The sequence below is a fragment of the Rheinheimera riviphila genome (assembly GCF_004005945.1).
In the GTDB taxonomy this organism is placed as follows: Bacteria; Pseudomonadota; Gammaproteobacteria; order Enterobacterales; family Alteromonadaceae; genus Pararheinheimera; species Pararheinheimera riviphila.
Map to the genome: position 1 here is coordinate 57,353 of NZ_SACS01000012.1, position 22,002 is coordinate 79,354.

Below are 22,002 nucleotides of genomic sequence, written 5' to 3' on the forward strand. Positions count from 1 at the left end.
TCTGTTTTTGGTATTTATTTGGATGTAGTCAAAGGGCTTTAACACCAGACTTATGGTCAGCGTAAAATTTATTGAATTGGCTTGGGTTAAAGTTTGGTTTGGGCCCTTTCGACATTAACTCTTACCAAAATATGGTAGTGGTTCATCATCACGGCATAAGAAGTCTCATCAATTGCAAACATCCCTGTTAACAATCGCAAGCGCTCGACAATCCATTCCCGCCGAATTTCACCGCATAAAAATGAGCGGCGCACACAGCGGTAAGTGAAGTGATAAAACTGCGTTTAGCCGAGGGCGATTTGTTTGTTTCGAGGCCTTGGCATGATGTCATCGTGACAATTTTTCCATGATCCTCAACTTCCGTTGCAAAAATGCTAACAATCAAGGGGCAGCTCAATCTGAAAAGTGGCTGTCCAGCTCAAAAAACCATAAACTTTAAAAATATTTAATAAATATCAACATTATCGCTAAACAAATGCCGAAAGCGCTGGATGTAAAAGTAAACAACGAATGAATTTAGATTTACTAAACATTTTCAGGGGTTAAACATGTCAGCAGTAATCAGTGGATCAGGTCTCGGTTTATTCCAATCCAATCTTACTTCAGGGATTGGTGCATTTGGCAACGCAGCATTAGGACAGGCAAAAGAGCAGGTCTATGTAAATGCAGCGACTGGTAGTTTAGTGGTTCAAAATAGTGACGAAGCTTTAACTGGCCTAGGTCTTGGTTTTTCGATGTTACGCACTTACAACAGTGCGGCAGGGTTTGATGGTGACAACGATGACCAATGGCGTCTTGGCTACCTAAGCACAATAAGCCTGGTCGGTGAAGAATATAAGCGGGTTACTGCTGACGGTTTTGTACAAACCTTTCGTAAAGACGGCCTTGGCAATTATGTCAGTTTTGAAGGGGCCGCAAGTGCTGACCGTTTAACAATTGTCTCTGCAAGTGAAGTCTATGTAACCAGCGAAGGTGGTATTCGTGAGACCTATCGCGACGGTAAACTGACCGATCGCACCACGCCAGTTGGCGGGTATAGTGTGGTTTATAACAGTGGCAAACCTGAACGTATTATCCAGCGGCTCACTAACAGCCTGACTGACGAAACGTTAATTCAATATTACGGTTCGACCGATGCTGCAGCGGGCTTAATAAAATCAATTCAAACCAGCAGTGCGACCGGTCTACAAAGTCGAGTTGAGTATCGCTACGACACAGCAAAACGTCTGCAGTACGTATTAATCGATAAAACCCCGCAACTGGCCAGTGATAACAACGCCACATTTACCAGTGATAGCAATCGCTTTGTGATCCAATATGGCTATGCGGATGCGACTTCAAAACGCCTGACCAGCATCAAACAATCTCAAGGTAACAACACCAACTCTTCGGCAGATAATAAAGTCGAACTTGCGGTCACTTATTATGCCGACACCGAAGCTGAACATATGCGCGGTCGGGTACAAACGCTAACGCAAGGGCTTTATAGTACAAGCTTTACCTATATTGATGCCAACAAAACTCGGGTCACCCAAGGCAGTCAAACCGTTGATTACGAATTCGATGCCAATGAGCGTTTAGTCAACGTCAGTTATGATCTCAAAGGCGGAGCAAGTGCTAGCGCTTATACCTACAACGGCAACGGTCAACTGGAAACTATTACCGACAGCCTTGGTCAGGTCACTCGGTATACCTATGATATCTCGGGTAATTTAGTTTCTATTACCGCGCCAGGGTTCGCGGCTAATAATAGGACCTACAATAGTCAAAATCAGCTGCAAACTGAGCAGATTGGTTCGGCAATAAAACGTTATGTGTATGACAGCACAGGCCAATTTTTGCGCTTTGCGCTGGGTGCTGATGGCAGTGTCAGTGAATTCCGCTACAACGCGCTTAACCAACAAGTACAGCAACGGGTTTACCACGGTAAAACTGTTAGTCTGGCCGGATTATCGGCAACGCAAATTCCTACGCTTGCGACGATGGAGTCTTGGGTCAGCACTTTAGCTGATAAAACAGCGCAACAACTGACCGAGTTTGAATACGATATTCGCGGCAATCTCAGCAAACGTCGTCAATTTAGCGCCATTGACAATACCGGCAATGGCAGTGGTGACGTCAGTACTTGGCTGTATTTATACGATTTTCGCGGTCAACTTTTACAAGAAACCAAACCGCTTGGCAGTGGCACCTCTGCAGCCTTCGATGAAACAGTCACCTATTCCTACGATGGTTTGGGCCGTGTGTTGACGCGGGTTGATGCGCAAAACAACAGCACCAACTTTGTGTTTAACGATGGAAATCGCACTATGGAAGTGCGCTACGACAACGGCAAAGTTGAACGGAGTACCTACGATAAAAGTGGTCAGATCACCACAGTTCGTACCGAAGATGCCTTTAATGGCTCGGCATCCCTTGGTGATGTGACCTACCTGTATGATGACGCCGGACGTCAAGTCGCTGAGCGCGATCAGCATGGCCAATGGGTCTACCGGTTCTTCGAAGAAAATGGCGCAATAGCGGCAGATGTTGGCAAGGGCGGTGAAGCCCGTCGTTATTATTACGACAAAGCCGGGCGATTAATCAAAACAGTCGAATTCAGTGGTTGGGGCATGAGCCGAAGCGGCTGGATTGTCAGCAACAAACTCAATTACACCCTAGCGGCGTTAGACGTGGTGTTAGATGGTCGTTTAACTTCAGATCCTGCTCGCCGTGAGTCGATGGTTATCTATAAAGATAATCGTAAGCAATTCGATATTGATGCCGCAGGGTATGTGACTGAGTATCGCTACACTGTCGATGGCCAGTTACAGAACATGCACCGTTATGCCACCGCAGCAACTCCAGCAGAAATTGGCGCACAATTGGTTGGGTTTAATACCAATGGCGTGCTTGCGGCGCAAATTATCTACGGTTACGACATCACCGGGCGCTTAAAAACCGAAACCAATGGTGAAGGTTATCGCACTGAGTATCATTACGATGTTGCCGGTCGGAAAATCGCGACCACGCAATACGTGAAAAAAGTAGTAAATGACGCTGTAACGGCATCCCCAGGTGACGACCGCGTCGAGCATTGGCGCTACGACGCACAAGGTCGGGTTGTTGCCAGCGTTACCGCCGATGGCGTTGTTCGTCGTTTTCAATATGACGTCAATGGCCAGCTTCTGCAGCAAGATCAATACGCCACTACGGTCCGTAATTTAGCTATCGGCGCGCAACTGACGCTGCCGGGTGGCGCTGTGCGCAGCACAACTTACACCTACGACGGTAACGGCCGAGTGTTAACTGAAACAGCGCCAGATGGCATTACTTTGGCCTATCGCTACGATGCTGTTGGTAATTTGATCGAAAAATGGCAAGGGCTCGCTCAAGCGGGCGCTAATCGCGCCGCGTCACAAAGCCGTGCTGTGCTTAGTGAAACCTTCGTCAACGGTGAAAGCAATAAGCTGATTAAATCTGTATCAGCGGGTTCAACCGACCAAGTATTCGCCGAGAGTGATCGTATGGTGTTATCCCGCCAGACTGCGGCGGCTGGCATCAGCGCCAGTGGCTATTATTCCAACATGCGGTTAAGTGCCGATTTAGCAGCAAGTCTGGCTGAACCTCGCGAATATGAATTTGATTTAAGCTTTAGCCAGGCAACAGGCAACTACTTGCCTGTATATCTGTCTGCGGGAACTTGGGGGCAAGCTGATGCGACTCGCTTTGGCGTTTACGCCAACGGCTCAACTATTCAGTTCTACAAGCATTTTGCTGGCGCGAGCAGCACCACAAATGTGTTATCCATCGCGGCTAATGCCACTTATCGTGTGAAGTTTATCACTAGTCGTGAAGGTGTTGAGGTTGTTGTTAGCGAACTCGTCAACAGTCAGTATATCGAGCGTGGTCGTACCGTTCATACCGTACCGGCGCTGGTGCGCGACAAAGACTACACACTGACCTTTGAAAGCAATGCCCAAACCACAGGTTATACCCAAAAAGCATACGTTGATAACCTTGCGGTTCGTACTTTCGATGCGGCTAATCCGGTGGATACCACAAAAGCCTACACTCAAGCGCGTTATCAATATGACGTCAATTCTCGTCAAATTGCAGCACTTGATGCCAACAGCAATAAAGCGCTGGGCTTATCTGCAAGTGCTGCCGCGGTCAAAACCGCGTTTGCCACAACAGCGACAAGTCGGAATTTCTATGATTTGGCGGGTAATTTAATAGAGAGCCGCGATGCCGAGGGCAATCGCTCGTTGTTTTATTATGACAGCGCAAATCGAATGACAGTGTCAATTGATGCCGATCGTAACTTGACTCGTTATGTATACAACGCCTTTGATGAGCTAACCCAACAGTTAAATGCGGTGAAGCCGGTCCCAGAAGATCAGTACGCACGTTTATTGACCGACCGAGCGTCATTTGCCGATGCTGGGTATGAATGGTCAACCCGTGAAATCAGCAAGGTACTCATCACCTATCTCAGTGCCGATAGTGCCCTTGCGACTAATAAAGATCCTGCGGATGTGTGGCAGGTGATTACTCGCAATAAAGTTGGTCAAGGTGTCGATTTATATCGGGATTTAAGTCTCTATGGCGTGAATGCAACTGCCGGGCGAGTTTTCCAAACCTACACCGCGTTGGGGACCAATGCCAGTCAAACCATGCAACAGGCGTATACGGTTTATGATGCCACCAGCAAAACTTATAAGGCACAAACAGGCAATTTAGTTTTAAAACAAACCCAAGATTTACGCGGGCTAACTGATACCACACTGCGTAATGCCGTGGTACAAACCGACAACGACTACGATGCATTTGGACGCTTAATTAAAACTAGCGCGACTGAAGGCAGGATCAACGAAGTCGGTTACCTGTTGGACGTTGCCAACGATAAAGTTGGCCGAGTCGTGACCAGTTGGCAAACGGTTGCTGGCGCCCAACGGAAAACCATTAGTCGTTATGATGCCTTCGATCGTTTGTTAGAGACGCTTGATGCCAACGGCGTGGTCACAACCTATAGCTATGACGACCAAAAGCGCCAGTATTCGGTTACTGTGGATGGCATTACCACGCGTACCAGTCGCAATGAAATTGGCCGTATTGCTCTGATTGAAGTACTGAGCGGTGCTAGTGTGCTGCAAAGCACCAAGTTTGATTATGATGCAAATGGTAACCAAACCGACGTTTGGTTAAACAATGTGCGCCAAGAAGGGCGCTCTTATACCAAAAACAATCAGCTGGAATTTCTCACCAATGCTAACGGTCAGAAAATTCAGACTCGGTATAGTAAAACAGGCAAAAAGGTTGCGACCATTGTTGATGCCGAAGGTCTCAAACTTGAAACTTCATGGAAATTTGGTGCCAATACCACGGTAGTTCAGCAGACCAATGGCGATCGTTTGAGCTGGGTTACTTACGATAAAAATGGTCGGGTGCGTTATCAAGATGAGCTTGAAGTTATAGCGGATGGCAGTCGCTTTAAGAATCGCACCAGCTATAAGTATGACCAAGCTGGTAATCAGCTCGAAGTGACTACAGGCGTGCGGATCTCAATTGATGCTGCCAACAACGAAGTCAAAAATGCGCAGAATCAAGTCATTGTTGACACTAGCGCTCAGCTGGTTTCGCACTTTGAGTATGACATTCTAAATCGGTTGATCCGCCAGTATCAGCTCTCGGGTTCAAACGTAGTTAGCGAAGTACAGTTTGACTATGATCAAGCGGATCGCTTAATCGAACGTGTCGAAGTCCTAAGTGCTTCGCAGAAAATTCGTACTTTTTATGGCTATAACGAAGCCAGTGAACTGGCTTATGAAGCGAAAAGCCACAGCGTTAGCGCGGCGTCGTTACAGCTGTCGGTGCAAAGTTACGAATACGATAAACGCGGGCTAAAAATTGCTATCCATCAGTACAGCCAACTGTTAAACACCGGTGTTGCTGAAACCGCAGCATTAACGCCAGCAGTGCTAGCACCAAAAGTGTTGGCTTTGGCTGGGAAAATTAGTTCGTATCTCGCGTACGATGCCCAAGGGCGGCAAATTGCCACTATCAATGCGGTCGGTCAACGTAATTTCACTCGCTACGATGGTTTAGGTCGTGTTGTCGAAACATTTACCCTGGCCACCAATAGTTTGCTGTCCGGTGCTGAGTTAACTGCGTTAAAACTAGGCACTTTCACTATTCCAACTGCAGGGGCTGCGGATAGCCGAATTGCCTATTTGTACAATGAGTTAAATCAGCAAGTGCTGAAATTGGTCAGCACCGGCACTCAAGCCTTGATCAGTGCCATGACTTACGACAGTCAGGGCCAACTCATTCAAGCTCGTCAGTACGCGACGACGCTTGCCTATCGAAATAACTACGGCCTGAGTGAATTACGAGCTGCAATCGTGAGTAACGCAAGCGATCGGGTTCGTACTTATCTTTATGACAGTCTAGGACAGCAACGGTTTGTCATCGATAGCGCCGGGGTTGTTCAAGAAACTCGCTATAACCGGTTTGGTGAAACTGAACGCACTATCGTGCATAATGAGTTGATCACGAGCCAAGCCGCCTTTGCCACGGCATGGCGCAATGGCAGCTTGACCTATGCCTTGATGCAAACCAAGTATCCAGACAGTTTGAACTTAGCGGGTACACGCTCATTAGCTTATGAATACAACAGCTTAGGGCAGCTCGTCAAAACGACCTACCCAGAGAAAAATGCCCAAGGTCAAGCCTACGCAGAGCAATATGTGTATAACGCGGCCGGCCTTAAAACTCAATTTACGGACAAAAACGGTCGCATCTGGACCTACGAATATGATGAGGCGGGCCGTGTTCGTGCTGAGTTTACTCCTGCATTAGCCGCCGCTGACGGTATTCAAACGCTTACCGCCGGCGGATACAGTACGCAAGTCGGTTTTGGCAAAAAGTCCTATCAGTATGACGGTATGGGCAATCTGCTTAAGATCCAAGAGGGCATGGTCAGTAGCGCTGACAAGACAACTTTTGTCGGTCAAGTTCGAGAAACGCAATTTGAATACGACAAAGCAGGTCGCCAATTTAAAGTCATCCAACCGGACGTTGGTAGTTCTGCACCAAGCGCCTTTACTGAAACCTATTATGATGCGTTTGGCCGTGCGGCGCTTAATTTACAATATAGCGCTGGTGCAGTAACGCATGCCTCATACAAGGTTTACACGGTTGCAAGCCAGCTTAAATATGAAGTTGAAGCGAGCGAATTTACCCAAGGCCAACCGGCAAAAGGGTTTATTACAGCCTATCAATACGATGGCCTTGGCGACCAAACCACACTCACGCGTTATGCAACCGCCATTGATATTCCAAAATCAAATGTAAATGGAACTCCGACCAGCCTTACCTTGTTGTCTGAAGCGCAAGTTGCGGCTGCAGTGCGAACCAATGCCGACGATCGGGAAGTTACGACGCTGTTTGATGTTGCAGGTCGCAAAACCTCAGTGCAAGAAAAAGCCCGCAGCTATCTCTATACCGACAGCCAAGGGCAAGTGAAAAGCGGGTTTGGACAGCCAACGGTTGTTTATGAATACAATAGTTTTGGTGAAGTTTGGCGTGAAAAAGTTGCGGTCGGCGATGGCACCAACTTAGAGACACTGTCTTGGTACGATTTAATGGGGCGCAAAACCTGGCAAGTCGATGCCGGTGGTTACGTCACACAATGGCTGTATTACGACACCGGTGAGGTGCGTGAGGCTATCGAGTATGCAAGAGCCTTAGATACCAATACCCGGGCACAATTGTCACAAAATGTACCACCGTCAGCACCAGCGAAAGGTGATACAACGACAGGCCTTGATCGTCGAGTTGGCTTTGAATACGACAAATTAGGTCGTCAAACCAAAGAAACTCGTTATCAAATAAGCGCTTGGCGCGGCAATGCTCAAACCTTAGCCGACGAAAGTAGCAGCAAAACTTACGACGGTACCGAACATGTGACCTCTGTGACTACAGCGGTTGGCACCACGAAGTATCAATACGACGCTCTGGGTAATCTGCAAAAAACCACCGGCCCAACTGCTGTCGTTACTGATTTTGCGGCGAATCAGTCGTTGGCGCAATTACAGCGCACTGACAACCGCGTCAGTGAATTTGTATACGATATCTTCGGCAATGTGATTGAACAGCGGCAACGCGCTAAAAGTGCTGTGCAAGACAATAATCGCGATACCGTGACTCGTTTTGAATATAACAGTCGTGGCCAAGCAGTCAGCCAAACCACGCTTAATTCAGTGAAGACCAGCAATGGTTGGCAAGCACTTAATCAAGTGCAGACCATGAAGTACGATGCTCGCGGGAACGTCGTCAATAGTAAATTAACCTATCAAGAGCCTAATTTGGCCTCGGCCTTAGTGGTTAAGAAACAGGGGACTTACGAAACAACGGTTTGGCGTCGGGGAGAGCCTATTGATCAAATCCGCACTGCCACATTAGGCGATTGGCTGAATGTGGATTTAGTGACCGGGGAGATTTTTGGCATTGGCGGCACCAATCAGTTCTATATGACCCTGACAATTGGTGTGATTGATGGCAATGGTGAGTACAAAGAATACGTGCTAAATGACACCAGTTTTACCGTCGGCACGCCATTCCGTATCCGTGTTCCGCAAATGCCATTAATGGGCGCGGCCGAACGCAATGATATTGTTGTTGAAAGTACTTATGAATACACGTTGCAAGGTGAAGTCAAGGCCCAGACACAAAGCCGGACAGGATTATCTAACACTGCCAGTGACCAAACCGTATTCCGTGATGAAACTAAGTACAACGCCTTTGGTGAAGTGGTGCAGAAGCTAACTACTGCCACAAATACTGATAGCACTTTACAGGCCAGTATGGGCGCGCAATCGCAACTGTATCAGTACAACAGCTCAGGTCAGGTGGTGAAAACCAATGAACGGGATAATGTGCTGCTGGTCAGTGATTATGATTTAGCAGGTCGTTTAGTGCGCTCGACACACCAGCTTAATGGTGAAACCTTGTTTAAGGTGAACGCGCTGGGTCGTGTTGAACAGATTTCTGCGCAAGGTTTAGAAAGCGGCGGCCGTTTTAACACTTATCAAAGTTTCGATCGTTGGGGTAACGTTATCAGCGTCACCGACGCTCGTGGTTATTTGTATCGGTATGAATACAACCAGCAAAACCAAGTTACTGCCGAATATCGTCCGCAAGTGGCGGTTGTTAGCGATCGCGGTGATGTCAGTCAAGTGGTGACCTCATCAACTAAACGCTATGACGCGCAAGGCTCGTTGGTGCTTGAAGTTGATGCCAACGGTAAACAAAGAAAGTATCAAGTCAACGTTTACGGCGAACAAATTAGTAGCACTGATGGTGAAGGTAAAACTACCTATTATGGCTACGATGCATTTGGCCGATTGGTCACTACCGAAGATCCATCAGGTTTAATTTCTTATAGCCTGTATAACCAATTAGGTTTAGTGACTGAAACTGGGGTTACGTATAAAGAGCAAGGCTCAATACAAAACAGCTATAAAACCGTTATTCAAAATCTGTACGAATATAATGGCGCCGGTCAACGCATTTCAGCAACTGATGCCGAAGGTAATATCTTTGCCTATCGTTACGATGCCCGTGGCAGTGTGGTGTTGTCGTTATCACCAGCCCGGACTCGAAAAGTTTATGGCTATAACGCTCACGGACAAAAAGTATTAGAGGCCTTTGCTAACCAACGCAACACCAGCGGCGCGCCGTCAATTCGCCAAAACTTCGGTAGCGGTGGCCAGCTGCTTTCTAAGTCAGACCTTTCAGGCAAAGTGACCAGCAACACCTTTACCAAAGCGACCGGCTTAGTTGTTAATAACGGTGTGACTAGTGAACAGACCTCGCAAGATTCTGGACGAGTTGAGCGGGTTGTCGACCAATATGGTCGTGATTTGTCGTATTACTATTATGCCAATGGCTGGTTGAAATCTGTGGTCGATAACACCAACAACGCGACCAGTAGTTACGGCTATAACGCCAATGGCCAGCGCACTTGGGAAGTTCATAAGACCTTTGATGGCAAAAACAATTTGGTGGTTCAGCGCATTGAATCTAGTTTTGACGAACAAGGCCGGGTCAGCAAAGTCTTGGTATGGGATTCAGAAAATAGTGCAGCAGAGTCAGCCAAGCTGTTAACTCGTATTGCCTACCAATATGATGCTGTTGGTAACCGTCGTTCCATTTCAATGGCCAATAGTTATGAAGGGACTATTAGCCCGAACGCTGGCTTAGCGCTTAATACGACGAGCGTGTTGTTGGAAGAAGGGTTTACTGTTAATGAAAAAGCCCAGAAGCTCTCTGCAGTAACCGATAACATTGGCACAACTTTGCAATTTAGTGCTGAAGCTGGCTGGCCAGCATGGTTAGGGATTGCGGCGGATGGTTCGTTAACCGGCACCACACAATTGCCACTCGATTTGCCACTGTCAATCACCGTGCAAGTCACAGTGCGTGAGTTCCAAGGCGCAACTTTATTACGCACTATTACCAAACCATTGACTATCAATATTGCACAAAAGAACCAAGTGCCAATCGGTAGTCCAATTGTGGCGATTTCAGTCTCTGAAGATCAATTTATCCAGGTTGATTTGTCCAAGAGCTTCCGAGATCCAGATGGTGATAAGTTACTATTCAGCGCAGTGGGGTTGCCTGCGTCGCTGCGTCTTGATGCAAATACTGGGATGTTAATCGGCACCACGTCTTTCACTGATGCTGGTGTCTACACAGTGCAAGTGACGGCAGCCGATCCAAAAGGCTTAAAAGCAGTTCAACCGCTGACTTTGACAATCCTGAATAAAAACCGTCCGCCACAAGGCAGTATCCCGAATATTTCAACAGTCGAAACTGAGCTGTTGTCTTATGACATTAAGCAATTCTTCCATGATCCAGACGCTGAGGTTGTGACCTACAGCGCAGTCACGATTCAGCAAGTCTATGACGTCGCAACGCGCACGATGCGCGAAGTGGAAGCCGCGTTACCGGTTGGTCTGTCGATGGTCAATGGTGTTCTTACTGGCACACCAAATGATACCAGTGCCGGTTCTTATTTAATTGAAGTTCGTGGTAATGACGGCCAAGCGGTCAGCAAAACGCGGTTCAATTTAACCATCACTAATAAAAACTTACCGCCGCGGTTGATAGCGCCAATCCCTGAGCAAAATTCAACTGAAGGGGTATATTTTGAGTTTAATTTAGCAAGTAATTTTGTTGAACCAGATGGCGAGTTAATGACTTATCTAGTTGATGGCTTGCCAGGGTGGCTCAGCCTGAACGCTGCAGGCAAGTTGGTTGGTACTCCGCCTTATAATGCCAATGGATCTCATATTATTTCTGTAACAGCAATGGATGCTTCGGGGAACCGGGCTGCGCCAACGAGCTTTAAGCTAAATGTAGCGAACGTTAATGGTCGGCCTTTTGGTTCTGTCCCTGCGCTTGCCATTAGCGAAGGGCAAGTGGTCAGTTATGACACTGCAGCGTATTTCACCGATCCAGATGGCGATAGATTGACTTTCTCTGCCGTTTTCTATATTCGCGAATATGATTATGAGCTGCGCAAGTGGTTCGAATGGGAAACTGCTGCTCCAGAGGGGGTAACCTTTAGCAGTAGCGGCGTATTAGGTGGTAAACCGTCATATACCACTGCAGGTGAATATGCGGTCGTGGTTACCGCCAACGACGGTAGTTTAACGGGTCCAAGTCGTTTCATATTGACCATCGGCAATAGTTCTGCGCCGCCACAGTTAGTGGCACCGATCCCAGAGCAAAATGTTACCGAAGGGGTTTTCGCCAACTTGACACTGGCAGGCTATTTTGTCGAGCCAGATGGCGAAGCCATGACGTTCGCTGCAATCGATTTACCGGATGGCTTAAGTTTATCCAGCGCTGGCCAATTAACTGGCAGTGCTAGTTATACCTCCGCTGGACGTTATACGGTGACAATTACTGCTCGCGACACGACCAACAATAGCACCAGCACAACCTTTACCCTTGTGGTTGCCAATAACAATGCAGGACCGACCGGTACAGTCCCGGCGCAAACTGCTAACGAAGGCCAAGCCTTCAATATAAGCTTTGCAAGTTACTTTAATGATGTCGATGGTGATCCGCTAACGTTTAATTTGCGTGTTTTGGTCCGGGAATATGACGGCGAGTTCAAACGTTGGGACGAATATGAAGTAGGCCTGCCTGAAGGCTTAAACTTCAGTGCTGGCGTGTTATCTGGCACACCAAGTTTTACCACTGCGGGCAGTTATATCCTGGAAGTTACTGCCAGCGATGGCCGGCTGACTGGCACCAGTCGCGCGACCATGACAATTAACAACCAATCGGCACCACCGGTGGTTGTGACGCCAATTCCAACACACAATTCAACAGAAGGCTCGGCGGTTAGTCTTAACATTGCAGGGCATTTCTCCGATCCAGATGGTGAAGCATTAACCTTTAGCGCTACCGGCATGCCAAGCGGCTTCAGTATGAGTACTGCGGGGGTCATGTCTGGTGTGCTTTGGTACAATCAACATGGCAACTACACCATTACCGTGCGGGCGACTGATCCAACTGGTAAGTATGTAACCACAAGCTTTAATTTTGTCGTTGCTGATGCCAATGGCGGCCCTAGTGGTTCGGTACCTGCATTGACTATCAACGAAGGCCAGACAGTGAATTACAACACTGCCGCCTATTTCTCCGATCCGGATGGTGATGCATTAAGTTACACCGCTCGGTTCCTGGTCCGTGAGTATGATGCAGAACTCAGGCGGTGGATGGAGTGGAACGTTGGCATTCCAGAAGGGTTAAGTTTTGGTAGTAACGGCGTGTTAAGTGGCGTGCCGTCGTTTACCACTGCCGGAACCTACGTTGTTGAAGTGAAGGCCAATGATGGACGTATTACCGGAATTAGCCGTTTTGATTTAACGATTGCGAATACTTCTGCCGCACCGAAACTGGTTACGCCCATTCCTGAACAAAACGTCACTGAAGGTGTGTTTGCAAACTTTGCACTCGCAGGTCATTTTGTGGAGCCTGATGGCGAAGCCATGACTTTCACCGCCAGCGGCTTACCGGCTGGGTTGAATTTGACTGCGGCAGGTCAATTAACCGGCAGTGCAAGTTATACCGCAGCTGGCCGTTATACGGTGACTATGGTCGCTCGCGATGCAACCAACAATACCACCAGCACCACTTTTAGCCTTGTTGTGGCGAATAACAATGCAGCGCCAACAGGCACAGTCCCAACCCAAACGGCCAACGAAGGCCAAGCCTTTAGCGTTAATTTTGCGAACTATTTCAGCGATGTCGATAGCGATGCTTTGAGTATTAGTCTAAGGGTTTTAGTTCGTGAATTCGATGCAGAATTGCGCCAATGGGATGAATGGGAGGTCGGCGTGCCTCAGGGCATGACTTTCAGTGCTGGCGTGTTATCTGGGACACCAAGTTTTAGTACTGCAGGCAGTTATATTTTAGAGGTTACTGCAAGTGATGGACGCCTAACGGGCTCTAGCCGTGCGACATTTAACATTAACAACCAATCCGCACCGCCAGTGGTTAGCACAGCAATTCCTGCGCAAAACGTCACAGAAGGTACTGCGGTGAGTATCAATATTGCAGGCCACTTCTCAGATCCTGATTTAGATGCCTTGACCTTTAGTGCTACCGGCTTGCCAAGCGGCTTAAGCATGAGCACCGCAGGCTTAATCACTGGTGTACTCGGCTACAACCAAAATGGTAGCTACACAGTGACTGTTCGCGCCGCAGATCCGTCTGGAAACTTTGTCACAACGAGCTTTGCTCTGGCTGTTGCCAACGCGAACGGGGCACCAAGTGGTTCAGTGCCAGTGTTCAATATCAGCGAAGGTCAGTCGGTGAGTTACAACACTGCCGCCTATTTCTCTGATCCAGATGGTGATGCTTTAACCTATAGTGCGCGGTTCTTAGTGCGCGAGTATGACGCAGAACTTAAACGTTGGATGGAATGGAACGTAGGTATTCCAGAAGGCTTAAGTTTTGGCAGTAACGGCGTGCTAAGTGGCGTGCCGTCGTTTGTCACTTCGGGTTCTTATGTGGTGGAAGTGGCAGCCAATGATGGCCGGTTAACCGGAACCAGTCGTTTTACTTTAAACATCGGCAACGTCTCTGCACCGCCAAGATTGGTGAGCCCAATTCCAGCACAAAATGCTACAGAAGGTAGTTACAGCAATCTATCTTTTGCTGGATATTTCATAGAGCCAGATGGCGAAACGATGACGTTTACTGCCAGCGGTTTACCGGCTGGTCTGAGCTTAAGCAGTGCAGGTCAGTTAACTGGAACACCAGGCTATTCTGCCGCAGGCACTTACCCTGTGACCTTGGTTGCAAGAGATGCTTCGGGCAATACTACCAGTACCACCTTTAGCTTAGTGGTTGCCAATTCCAACGCTGCACCAATCGGTTCAGTACCAGCGCAAGCTGCGAATGAAGGCCAAGCCTTTAGTGTGAATTTTGCGAGCTACTTCAGTGATGTCGACGGTGATGCGCTGAGCTTTAGCTTACGAGTGCTGTTACGTGAATTTGATGCTGAGTTTAACCGCTGGGATGAATTTGAAGTTGGTTTGCCACAAGGATTGAATTTTAACGCAGGCGTGTTATCTGGTACACCAAGTTACACTACGTCCGGGAGTTACATTCTGGAAGTAACTGCCAGTGATGGCCGTTTGACTGGGACTAGCCGTGCGACTTTGACCATTAATAACCAATCAGCCCCGCCAGTGGTTGTGTCGCCAATTCCGACGCAAAATGTCACTGAGGGCTCGGCGGTAAATATCAATGTTGCTGGCTATTTCTCTGATCCAGATGTTGAAACGCTAACCTTTAGCGCGACTGGTTTGCCAAGTGGTTTAAGTATAAGCACAGCAGGGTTAATCACTGGTGTACTCGGATACAACCAAAATGGCAACTACACAGTGACCGTTCGCGCCACAGATCCGTCTGGCAAATTTGTCTCGTCTAATTTCACCTTGGCTGTCAGTAATGTCAATGGTGGCCCCAGTGGTTCAGTTCCTGCGTTGAATATCAGCGAAGGTCAGTCGGTGAGTTACAACACTGCCGCCTATTTCTCTGATCCAGATGGTGATGCTTTAACCTATAGTGCGCGGTTCTTAGTGCGCGAGTATGACGCTGAACTTAAACGTTGGATGGAATGGAACGTAGGTATTCCAGAAGGCTTAAGTTTTGGCAGTAACGGCGTGCTAAGTGGCGTGCCGTCGTTTGTCACTTCGGGTTCTTATGTGGTGGAAGTGACAGCCAATGATGGTCGGTTAACGGGAGCCAGTCGTTTTACTTTAAACATCGGCAACGTCTCTGCACCGCCAAGATTGGTGAGCCCAATTCCAGCACAAAATGCTACAGAAGGTAGTTACAGCAATCTATCTTTTGCTGGATATTTCATAGAGCCAGATGGCGAAGCGATGACGTTTACTGCCAGTGGTTTACCGGCTGGTATGAGCTTAAGCAGTGCAGGTCAGTTAACTGGAACACCAGGCTATTCTGCTGCAGGCACATACCCTGTGACCTTGGTTGCTCGAGATGCCTCAGGCAATACCACCAGCACCACCTTTAGCTTAGTGGTTGCCAATTCCAACGCCGCGCCGACGGGTTCGGTGCCTTCGCAAGCTGCCAACGAAGGCCAAGCCTTTAGTGTGAATTTTGCCAGCTACTTCAGTGATGTAGACGGTGATGCACTTAGCTTTAGTCTTCGTGTTTTACAACGGATGTACGATGGCGAACTGAGACGATGGGAAGAGTGGGACGTTAGCATTCCAGAGGGCTTAAGTTTTAACGGTCGGGTACTTTCCGGCACGCCAAGTTATAACACCTCAGGCAGTTACATTTTGGAGGTGACGGCAAGCGATGGTCGGTTAAGTTCGTCAGCACGTGCCACCTTCACCATTAACGATATGGCACCGCCAAACCGAGCACCAATAACGAGTGGATTAGCAAACCAAACGGTCAGCGAAGGTGTTGCGATTAATATCGCAACTGCGCACGCATTTAGCGACCCTGATGGCAGTGCTCTGACGTTTTCAGCAAGTGGCTTGCCAACTGGTCTAAGCATCAACACTACTACTGGCCAGATTACAGGCACACTGGGCTATTCACAGCAGGGAAGTTATGGCGTACAAGTGACCGCTCGTGACCCATCTGGTTTGACCGTGTCTGCCACTTTTACGTTGACGGTGACCGACACTAACCGCGCGCCGGAAGGTTCAATCCCTGGCACGGCCATGAATGAAGGGCAGTACGCTTCGTTAAATATTGCGAGTACGTTCTATGACCCAGATGGGGATAGTGTCAGCTATAGCGTGGTATTTAAATTCAGAGAATATGATGCTGAGTTAAAACGTTGGTTTGAGTTCCCAACCTCAATCCCGACCGGATTGTCATTTGCCAGTAATGGAATTTTAAGTGGTACGCCTTCTTATGATGCGGCGGGTTCTTACAAAGTTGAAGTGACAGCCAGTGATGGTCGCCTGAGTTCTATGCGTTCATTTACCCTGACTATCAACAATCAGGCTGCACCAAATCGTGCGCCAAATGCCTCTGCTTTGGCGAATCAGACTGTGGATCAAGGTCAGCAAGTCAATATTGGCACTGCAGGAGCGTTTAGCGATCCTGATGGTGATACGCTGGTATTTAGTTCGCCAAATCTTCCGGCGGGATTAGTAATTAACAGTTCTACTGGAGTGATCACTGGTAGCGTAGTAGGAGCCCCAGGCAGTTACACCATCACTGTAATCGCGGCCGATAACCGCGGTGGTTCAGTGTCCAGTAGCTTTACTTTGCAGGTAAATGTATCTGCGGTAAACCGGCCTCCGGTTCTTAATCGCACGCCGGTTGTACCGACAGGGCTAAGCCAGTGGGATTATTTTTATGTGGATTGGCCGGCTGATACCTTTGTGGATCCAGACGGCGGACCTATTACATATGCTGCAACAGTAATGCCTGCTGGTTTGTACTTTTCTGGTTCAAGTATCGAAGGCGACTTGATGCGGTTTGGTACATTTTCTTTCACTATCGAGGCAAAAGACTCACAAGGCGCGACCACACTGTTTTCGAAGTCATTCACTGTACGCAAAGGGTCGAATATTCCACTGCGAGCAGAAATTCCGATGACTGCAGAACTTGCTGTAGAAAGCGACTTTGCCACATCTGCGCCATCAAGCCCGACGCAAGTGTCGTTCCGAGCTTTAACTCCTGAAGTTTTGATCTATCCGATGCTCCCATTCGAGCCTGAATTCCCAGGCGAGCCGGAGTTCCCCGAAGATCCAACACCAGCGGAAGCGCAAATAAAATCGTACTGGTATACCTACGACGGCAATAACCGAGTGCTGATTGATGGCGGTTCACTGATTAACGGTCAAGTATCGATTAAAGACCAAGGCATGCAGAATTTTTACAATGATGCTGGCTTGCAAGCTTTCCGTTTGACTTCGATCAATGGCCGTATCGATGCAACTCGTTACAGTTACAACCAATTTAATCAGTTGGAAGGTTTGTGGGCTTTAGTGGATAACACCACTGATTTACTGACACAACCAGGACTGTTGTACAGTGAAACTGCAGATTGGCGTCGAGTCACATCATATCAATACGACAGTTTGGGACGAATTAAGCAGGTAGAGTCGCACTTTACCTCACAAGAGTCCGTGCTGGTTGGTTACGACAACGAAGGCGAAATACCATTTGCGCAGCTGGATAGCTACAGCGCAGCCAGTGCCATGATGGCGCTGCCGGGCAACAGAACACCTGTGTACGTGACGGTTGATTTACGTGGTGCCACCCGTGGCCTGCAAGTGTTTAGCTACAATGCTGATGGTCAGCAGACGATGATCCAAGATCTAGCGCTGTCGAGTGTCAATTATGAACAAGCTGTGGTCAATAAACTGGGGCTATCGATTGACGATAGAGACAGAACTGTCCGTGCTGAAACTGTCTTCACCAGCGCAGATGTCACACGCAATGTCAGTGTGACTAATTTCAGCAACTTCAACGAAGCTGGTTTGGCGCAAGATACTTCGTATTCGAATTATATTACTGATGGTACTCGGATTGATAAAACCAATAGTTACAAGCGCGTCTATGACAAACGTGATACTTGGCTAGAAGTTGAAAATAAAGGGACTGGCACAGTTACAACAGGCAGTATTAAACCTGCGAACACCTTTAGCCGCTACGACCAAAACGGCAATCGCATTTTGGTTGAAGAACAAAACACCCTAAATACCAGTGACATTCAAGGCCGTCGGATGACCTATGCGGCTGACGGCACTTTACTGAAAATGGAAAGTGGTACTCAAACAACTTTGTCCACGCAAACCTTAAGTACAGTCAATGGTAAAACGACGTTAAGAACTAACTATGCGGCGTTCACAACCAAAGGTGAGGCATTACATTTCACAAGTAATGGCAATTACTTAGGTGAAATTGCTAAAGACAAAGACGGCAAAATCACCGCCACGTTAAAAGATCAACACTTTGACGGTGGCGGCGCCGATGACAGCAGTAGTGTCATGCGTCATCAAGTTCGCAGTGGTGAGACACTGCGTTCTATAGCCATGAATTATTATGGCAGTAGTGAGTACTGGTACTTGCTGGCTAACCGCAATGGCGTAACCGCAAGCCCGGACGAAGCGCTGACGGAAGGCATGAGCTTAGATGTGCCATCACGTGCGCGCACTGGTAACTCTGCCACCAGCTACAAACCGATGGAGCTAGATAGAATCATCGGCGATACCACGCCTAGCCTGCCATACGTGCCGCCAGCACCGAAAAAAGGCTGTAATGCGTTAGCAATGGTGGTGATGATTGCAATTACGGTTATTGCAACGGTTGCTACAGCTGGTGCTGCGGCACTTGCAATGGGCGGTGTTGCCGGGACTACCGGCTTAGGCGTTATGGCCACCGGAACTGCAGTGCTAGGTGGGGCATCAATAGCAGCCGGAGGCGCTATCGTTGGTGCAATTGGTGCTACCGCGGCGGGTATGGCGGCTGCTGCTGTCGGGGGCTTTGTTGGCTCAGTTGCTGGACAACTTGCTGGTAAAGCCATGGGAGTTGTCGACCATTTCTCCTTGAAAAACGCTTTTGTTTCTGGGTTAACCGCTGGTGCAACCGCAGGGCTTGGTAGTGCCTTAAAAGGTGCCGAATGGGCGACTATGGGCTCTAAACAAGCGGGCTCGTTGAATATGGTGGGTAAAATGGCATCAGCTGCCGCTGGGGTCGGTGTCAATTGGGCAGCAAACGCTCTTGTTGGCAATAATGCATCGTTCCGCTGGCGAGATGTTGTCTCAAGAGCGGTAACGGCAGGTGCGATGGACGCATTCAGTGTTACCGATATTGGTTCATCTATGGGCCGTTTCGCTGCAGAACAGTCGATTTTAGGCGGAACACTGCAGGGTATTGCCGGTGCTGCAATTGGATATGGCGTGCGTAAGGCTCTATATAATGAAGGCAGCTGGAACTTCCGCGATGTCGCTGTAGATGCGTTTGGGAACTCACTAGCAAATACCGCAGTCGCCAAACTAACCCGTTATGAAGAATATCGAAATGACGTCACAGAACTGACCAAAATTGGCGCCACGCCAGAGGAAATTGAACACTTGGCTTCTGGCAAAGACGCTGCATACAATGTATTTAAAAACAAAGCAGGGATATCTCGCGAGAAACTCTTGGAATTACATCGTCATAAAGATGAAATCCTAGCTGGGCGTGCATTTGAACTCGTTGATGTAAACGCGCTGAAAGCAGGTGAAACTTTTGGCATCGCCGGATATAAGGGAGGCAGCATTAAGCTCAGTGAGCAGTTAATGGATGCGTCTAATGCCGACGGAGCCCTCGGTGAACAAATTCGCGCTGTGATCAAAAATGCCATCGGTGAAGAAACCGGTCATTTTATTGATGATTGGTTACGTGGCGGTTCAAGAAACAGCGACGGTACTTGGACATCCGGCAGTGGTGATTCGGCCGGTGACGAGGGTGCTGAATATGCGTTCGAAGTTGCGAAGTTGACGCTGGCAAGCGGTGCTTCTGGCGATCTAACGATGGATTTGTCAGCTTTTGGCGGCTCTCGTTCTGTAAGTGTCAATCGTGATATGTACGGGATTGTCTCAGCAGGTGCTTATGATCCGGTGCGGATTGCCAGAGACTTAAAAGCCGAAGATGGTACAGAGCTATATGGCAAAGAAGGCCACTACTATGCGACGGCGTTAATTACCAAGGCGATAACCAATGATCCGGATAAGGCTGTTCGGATTGCGTTTTGGAGTCAAATCCCAGATTTAATGCCGGAAATGGATGCAATCAATCGCGCGGTAAGTCTTGGCTTGAACTTAAGTTCGGCGGCCATTCAAAAGGTGGCGTCATTGCAAAACGCTTTCCATGCCTTAGGGGTGTCAAATATGGCAAAAGAGCAGGATAAAACACGAGATATCATCATCGATGGTTTGAATAGCGGCACGCTAGAAGGTGAAGTTCAAGCGGGTCTAGGTATCCATCGGTTGGCTGATACCTACGCGCATACCTCAATTTTTTCGGGGATCCCATTTTTGCCAATTATCGGGCATTTATTTGAAGGGAAGTTGCCTGATGATCCGGCGACGCGCCTACAAACAAGTACTGACTTTGCCAATGATCTTGCGCGTACTATGGCTATCGGCTTGAGCAAACCAACGGGTGGAGACAGTATAGGTAAATACACTTCCGAATGGTTAGGAGCCGTTAAAAATGCAACTGTGAACCTTAAATTTTCAGGTGATTCCGATCTGTTAACAGACTTAAGAGATAGATACAAGTTAGCCGGTATGCGAGAATTTTCGTCAGAAGACACAGGTGCATTGGGTAATAGAGTAAGTACACCAAGGTTTTCAGCATATTCAAACTTGTATGATTCTTTATATAAAGGTTTTAACGGGGACATACCGGATAAAATGAATTTTAATGTTTTTGCAAGGGGGTATGATGCGTACATGCGTTACTTCAAGTAACTTTAAATTAGTGGGCCTGCTTATGGCAGGCCTACTGCAAGGGTGTGTCAGTAAAGTTCAGTTTGAAAACATCCATGCGATGGTCATTGATGGTGATCACTTACGCTACGTGAGTCGTCACTATCTTCAGGACGCGGATAGTACCTTTGGCCATACTCGTTATCGTACTTTAGCTGAGCAAACAGAAGTTTATTTAATACCGTTAGACTTATCCAAAGATATCGAGGTATCCGCTGTGGCTGTAAGACCGCATGATGACAATTATGGGGCCGCGCTTTACAACCCCAAGACCAAAACCCTGGTCTCTGGAAAGCATGTGATGGGTTATGGGCAAGGCCGAGATGGTTTTGTCAAACAAACCCAGCAGGAGTTAGATGATGATGTTTACAATCATCATCTTTTTACTGGCGAGAAATGCCAAATAGATTTGCGCGGTTGGGTCAAAGACGATTTCAATGAAAGCCGAGAAACCTATCTGTCACAGGATGGTCGAGATTTGGTGTTAATGAAGAAAATTATTGACCCCAAAGCCCCATCAAAGGATTCTGATCGTTACGAAGTGCGTGTCTATCGAGTATGCCAACTCATTGACAACTTTGTTATCGACAAAGAACAAGACCACACCTTGTGGCCAGTATTTGCCTACGCCGAGCGTGAGTATTCTCAGATAGAACAATTTTCTAGCTATGGCATCAGCGATGCTTATCTAGATGAGCTAAAAGGAGCGAAAAGTAGTGCTTGGGACAAAACTCACCACCTGCTGTATTGGCTAGATTTAAACAGTCGTGATTTGAGTCTTGGTCGCTTTTATCGACTGAATTTAAAAACAAAACAACTGGATAGTGTGGGCATTCGATTTAATCGACCTAAATTTGAAATTCATAACTAGCTTGTTGTCGTTTTGGCCTTAATGAGGCAATAGTTAAAGGCTGGAATTTGTTTTGTACTCAAGGCAAATTTCAGCCTTCCCAACCGC

2 protein-coding genes are annotated in these 22,002 nt (G+C 47.9%); both read left to right on the forward strand.

The annotated features are described in order from the left end of the window. The first annotated feature begins 548 nt into the window (after window positions 1-548). Window positions 549-21,026 carry a putative Ig domain-containing protein gene (locus EOE67_RS12080; protein WP_127699338.1) on the forward strand — a complete coding sequence of 6,826 codons (20,478 nt, stop codon included), beginning with the start codon at window positions 549-551 and terminating at the stop codon, window positions 21,024-21,026. Then, on the forward strand, window positions 21,001-21,915 hold the full coding sequence (locus EOE67_RS12085) for a hypothetical protein (protein ID WP_127699339.1): 915 nt from the start codon (window positions 21,001-21,003) through the stop codon (window positions 21,913-21,915). Before EOE67_RS12080 ends, EOE67_RS12085 begins: the two co-directional genes overlap by 26 nt. The last annotated feature ends 87 nt before the right edge of the window (window positions 21,916-22,002 follow it).

Bases quoted from the DNA above. Each gene is read 5' to 3' on its own strand.
- EOE67_RS12080 (WP_127699338.1), top strand. From the start codon at position 549: ATGTCAGCAGTAATCAGTGGATCAGGTCTCGGTTTATTCCAATCCAAT.
- EOE67_RS12085 (WP_127699339.1), top strand. From the start codon at position 21,001: ATGCGTACATGCGTTACTTCAAGTAACTTTAAATTAGTGGGCCTGCTT.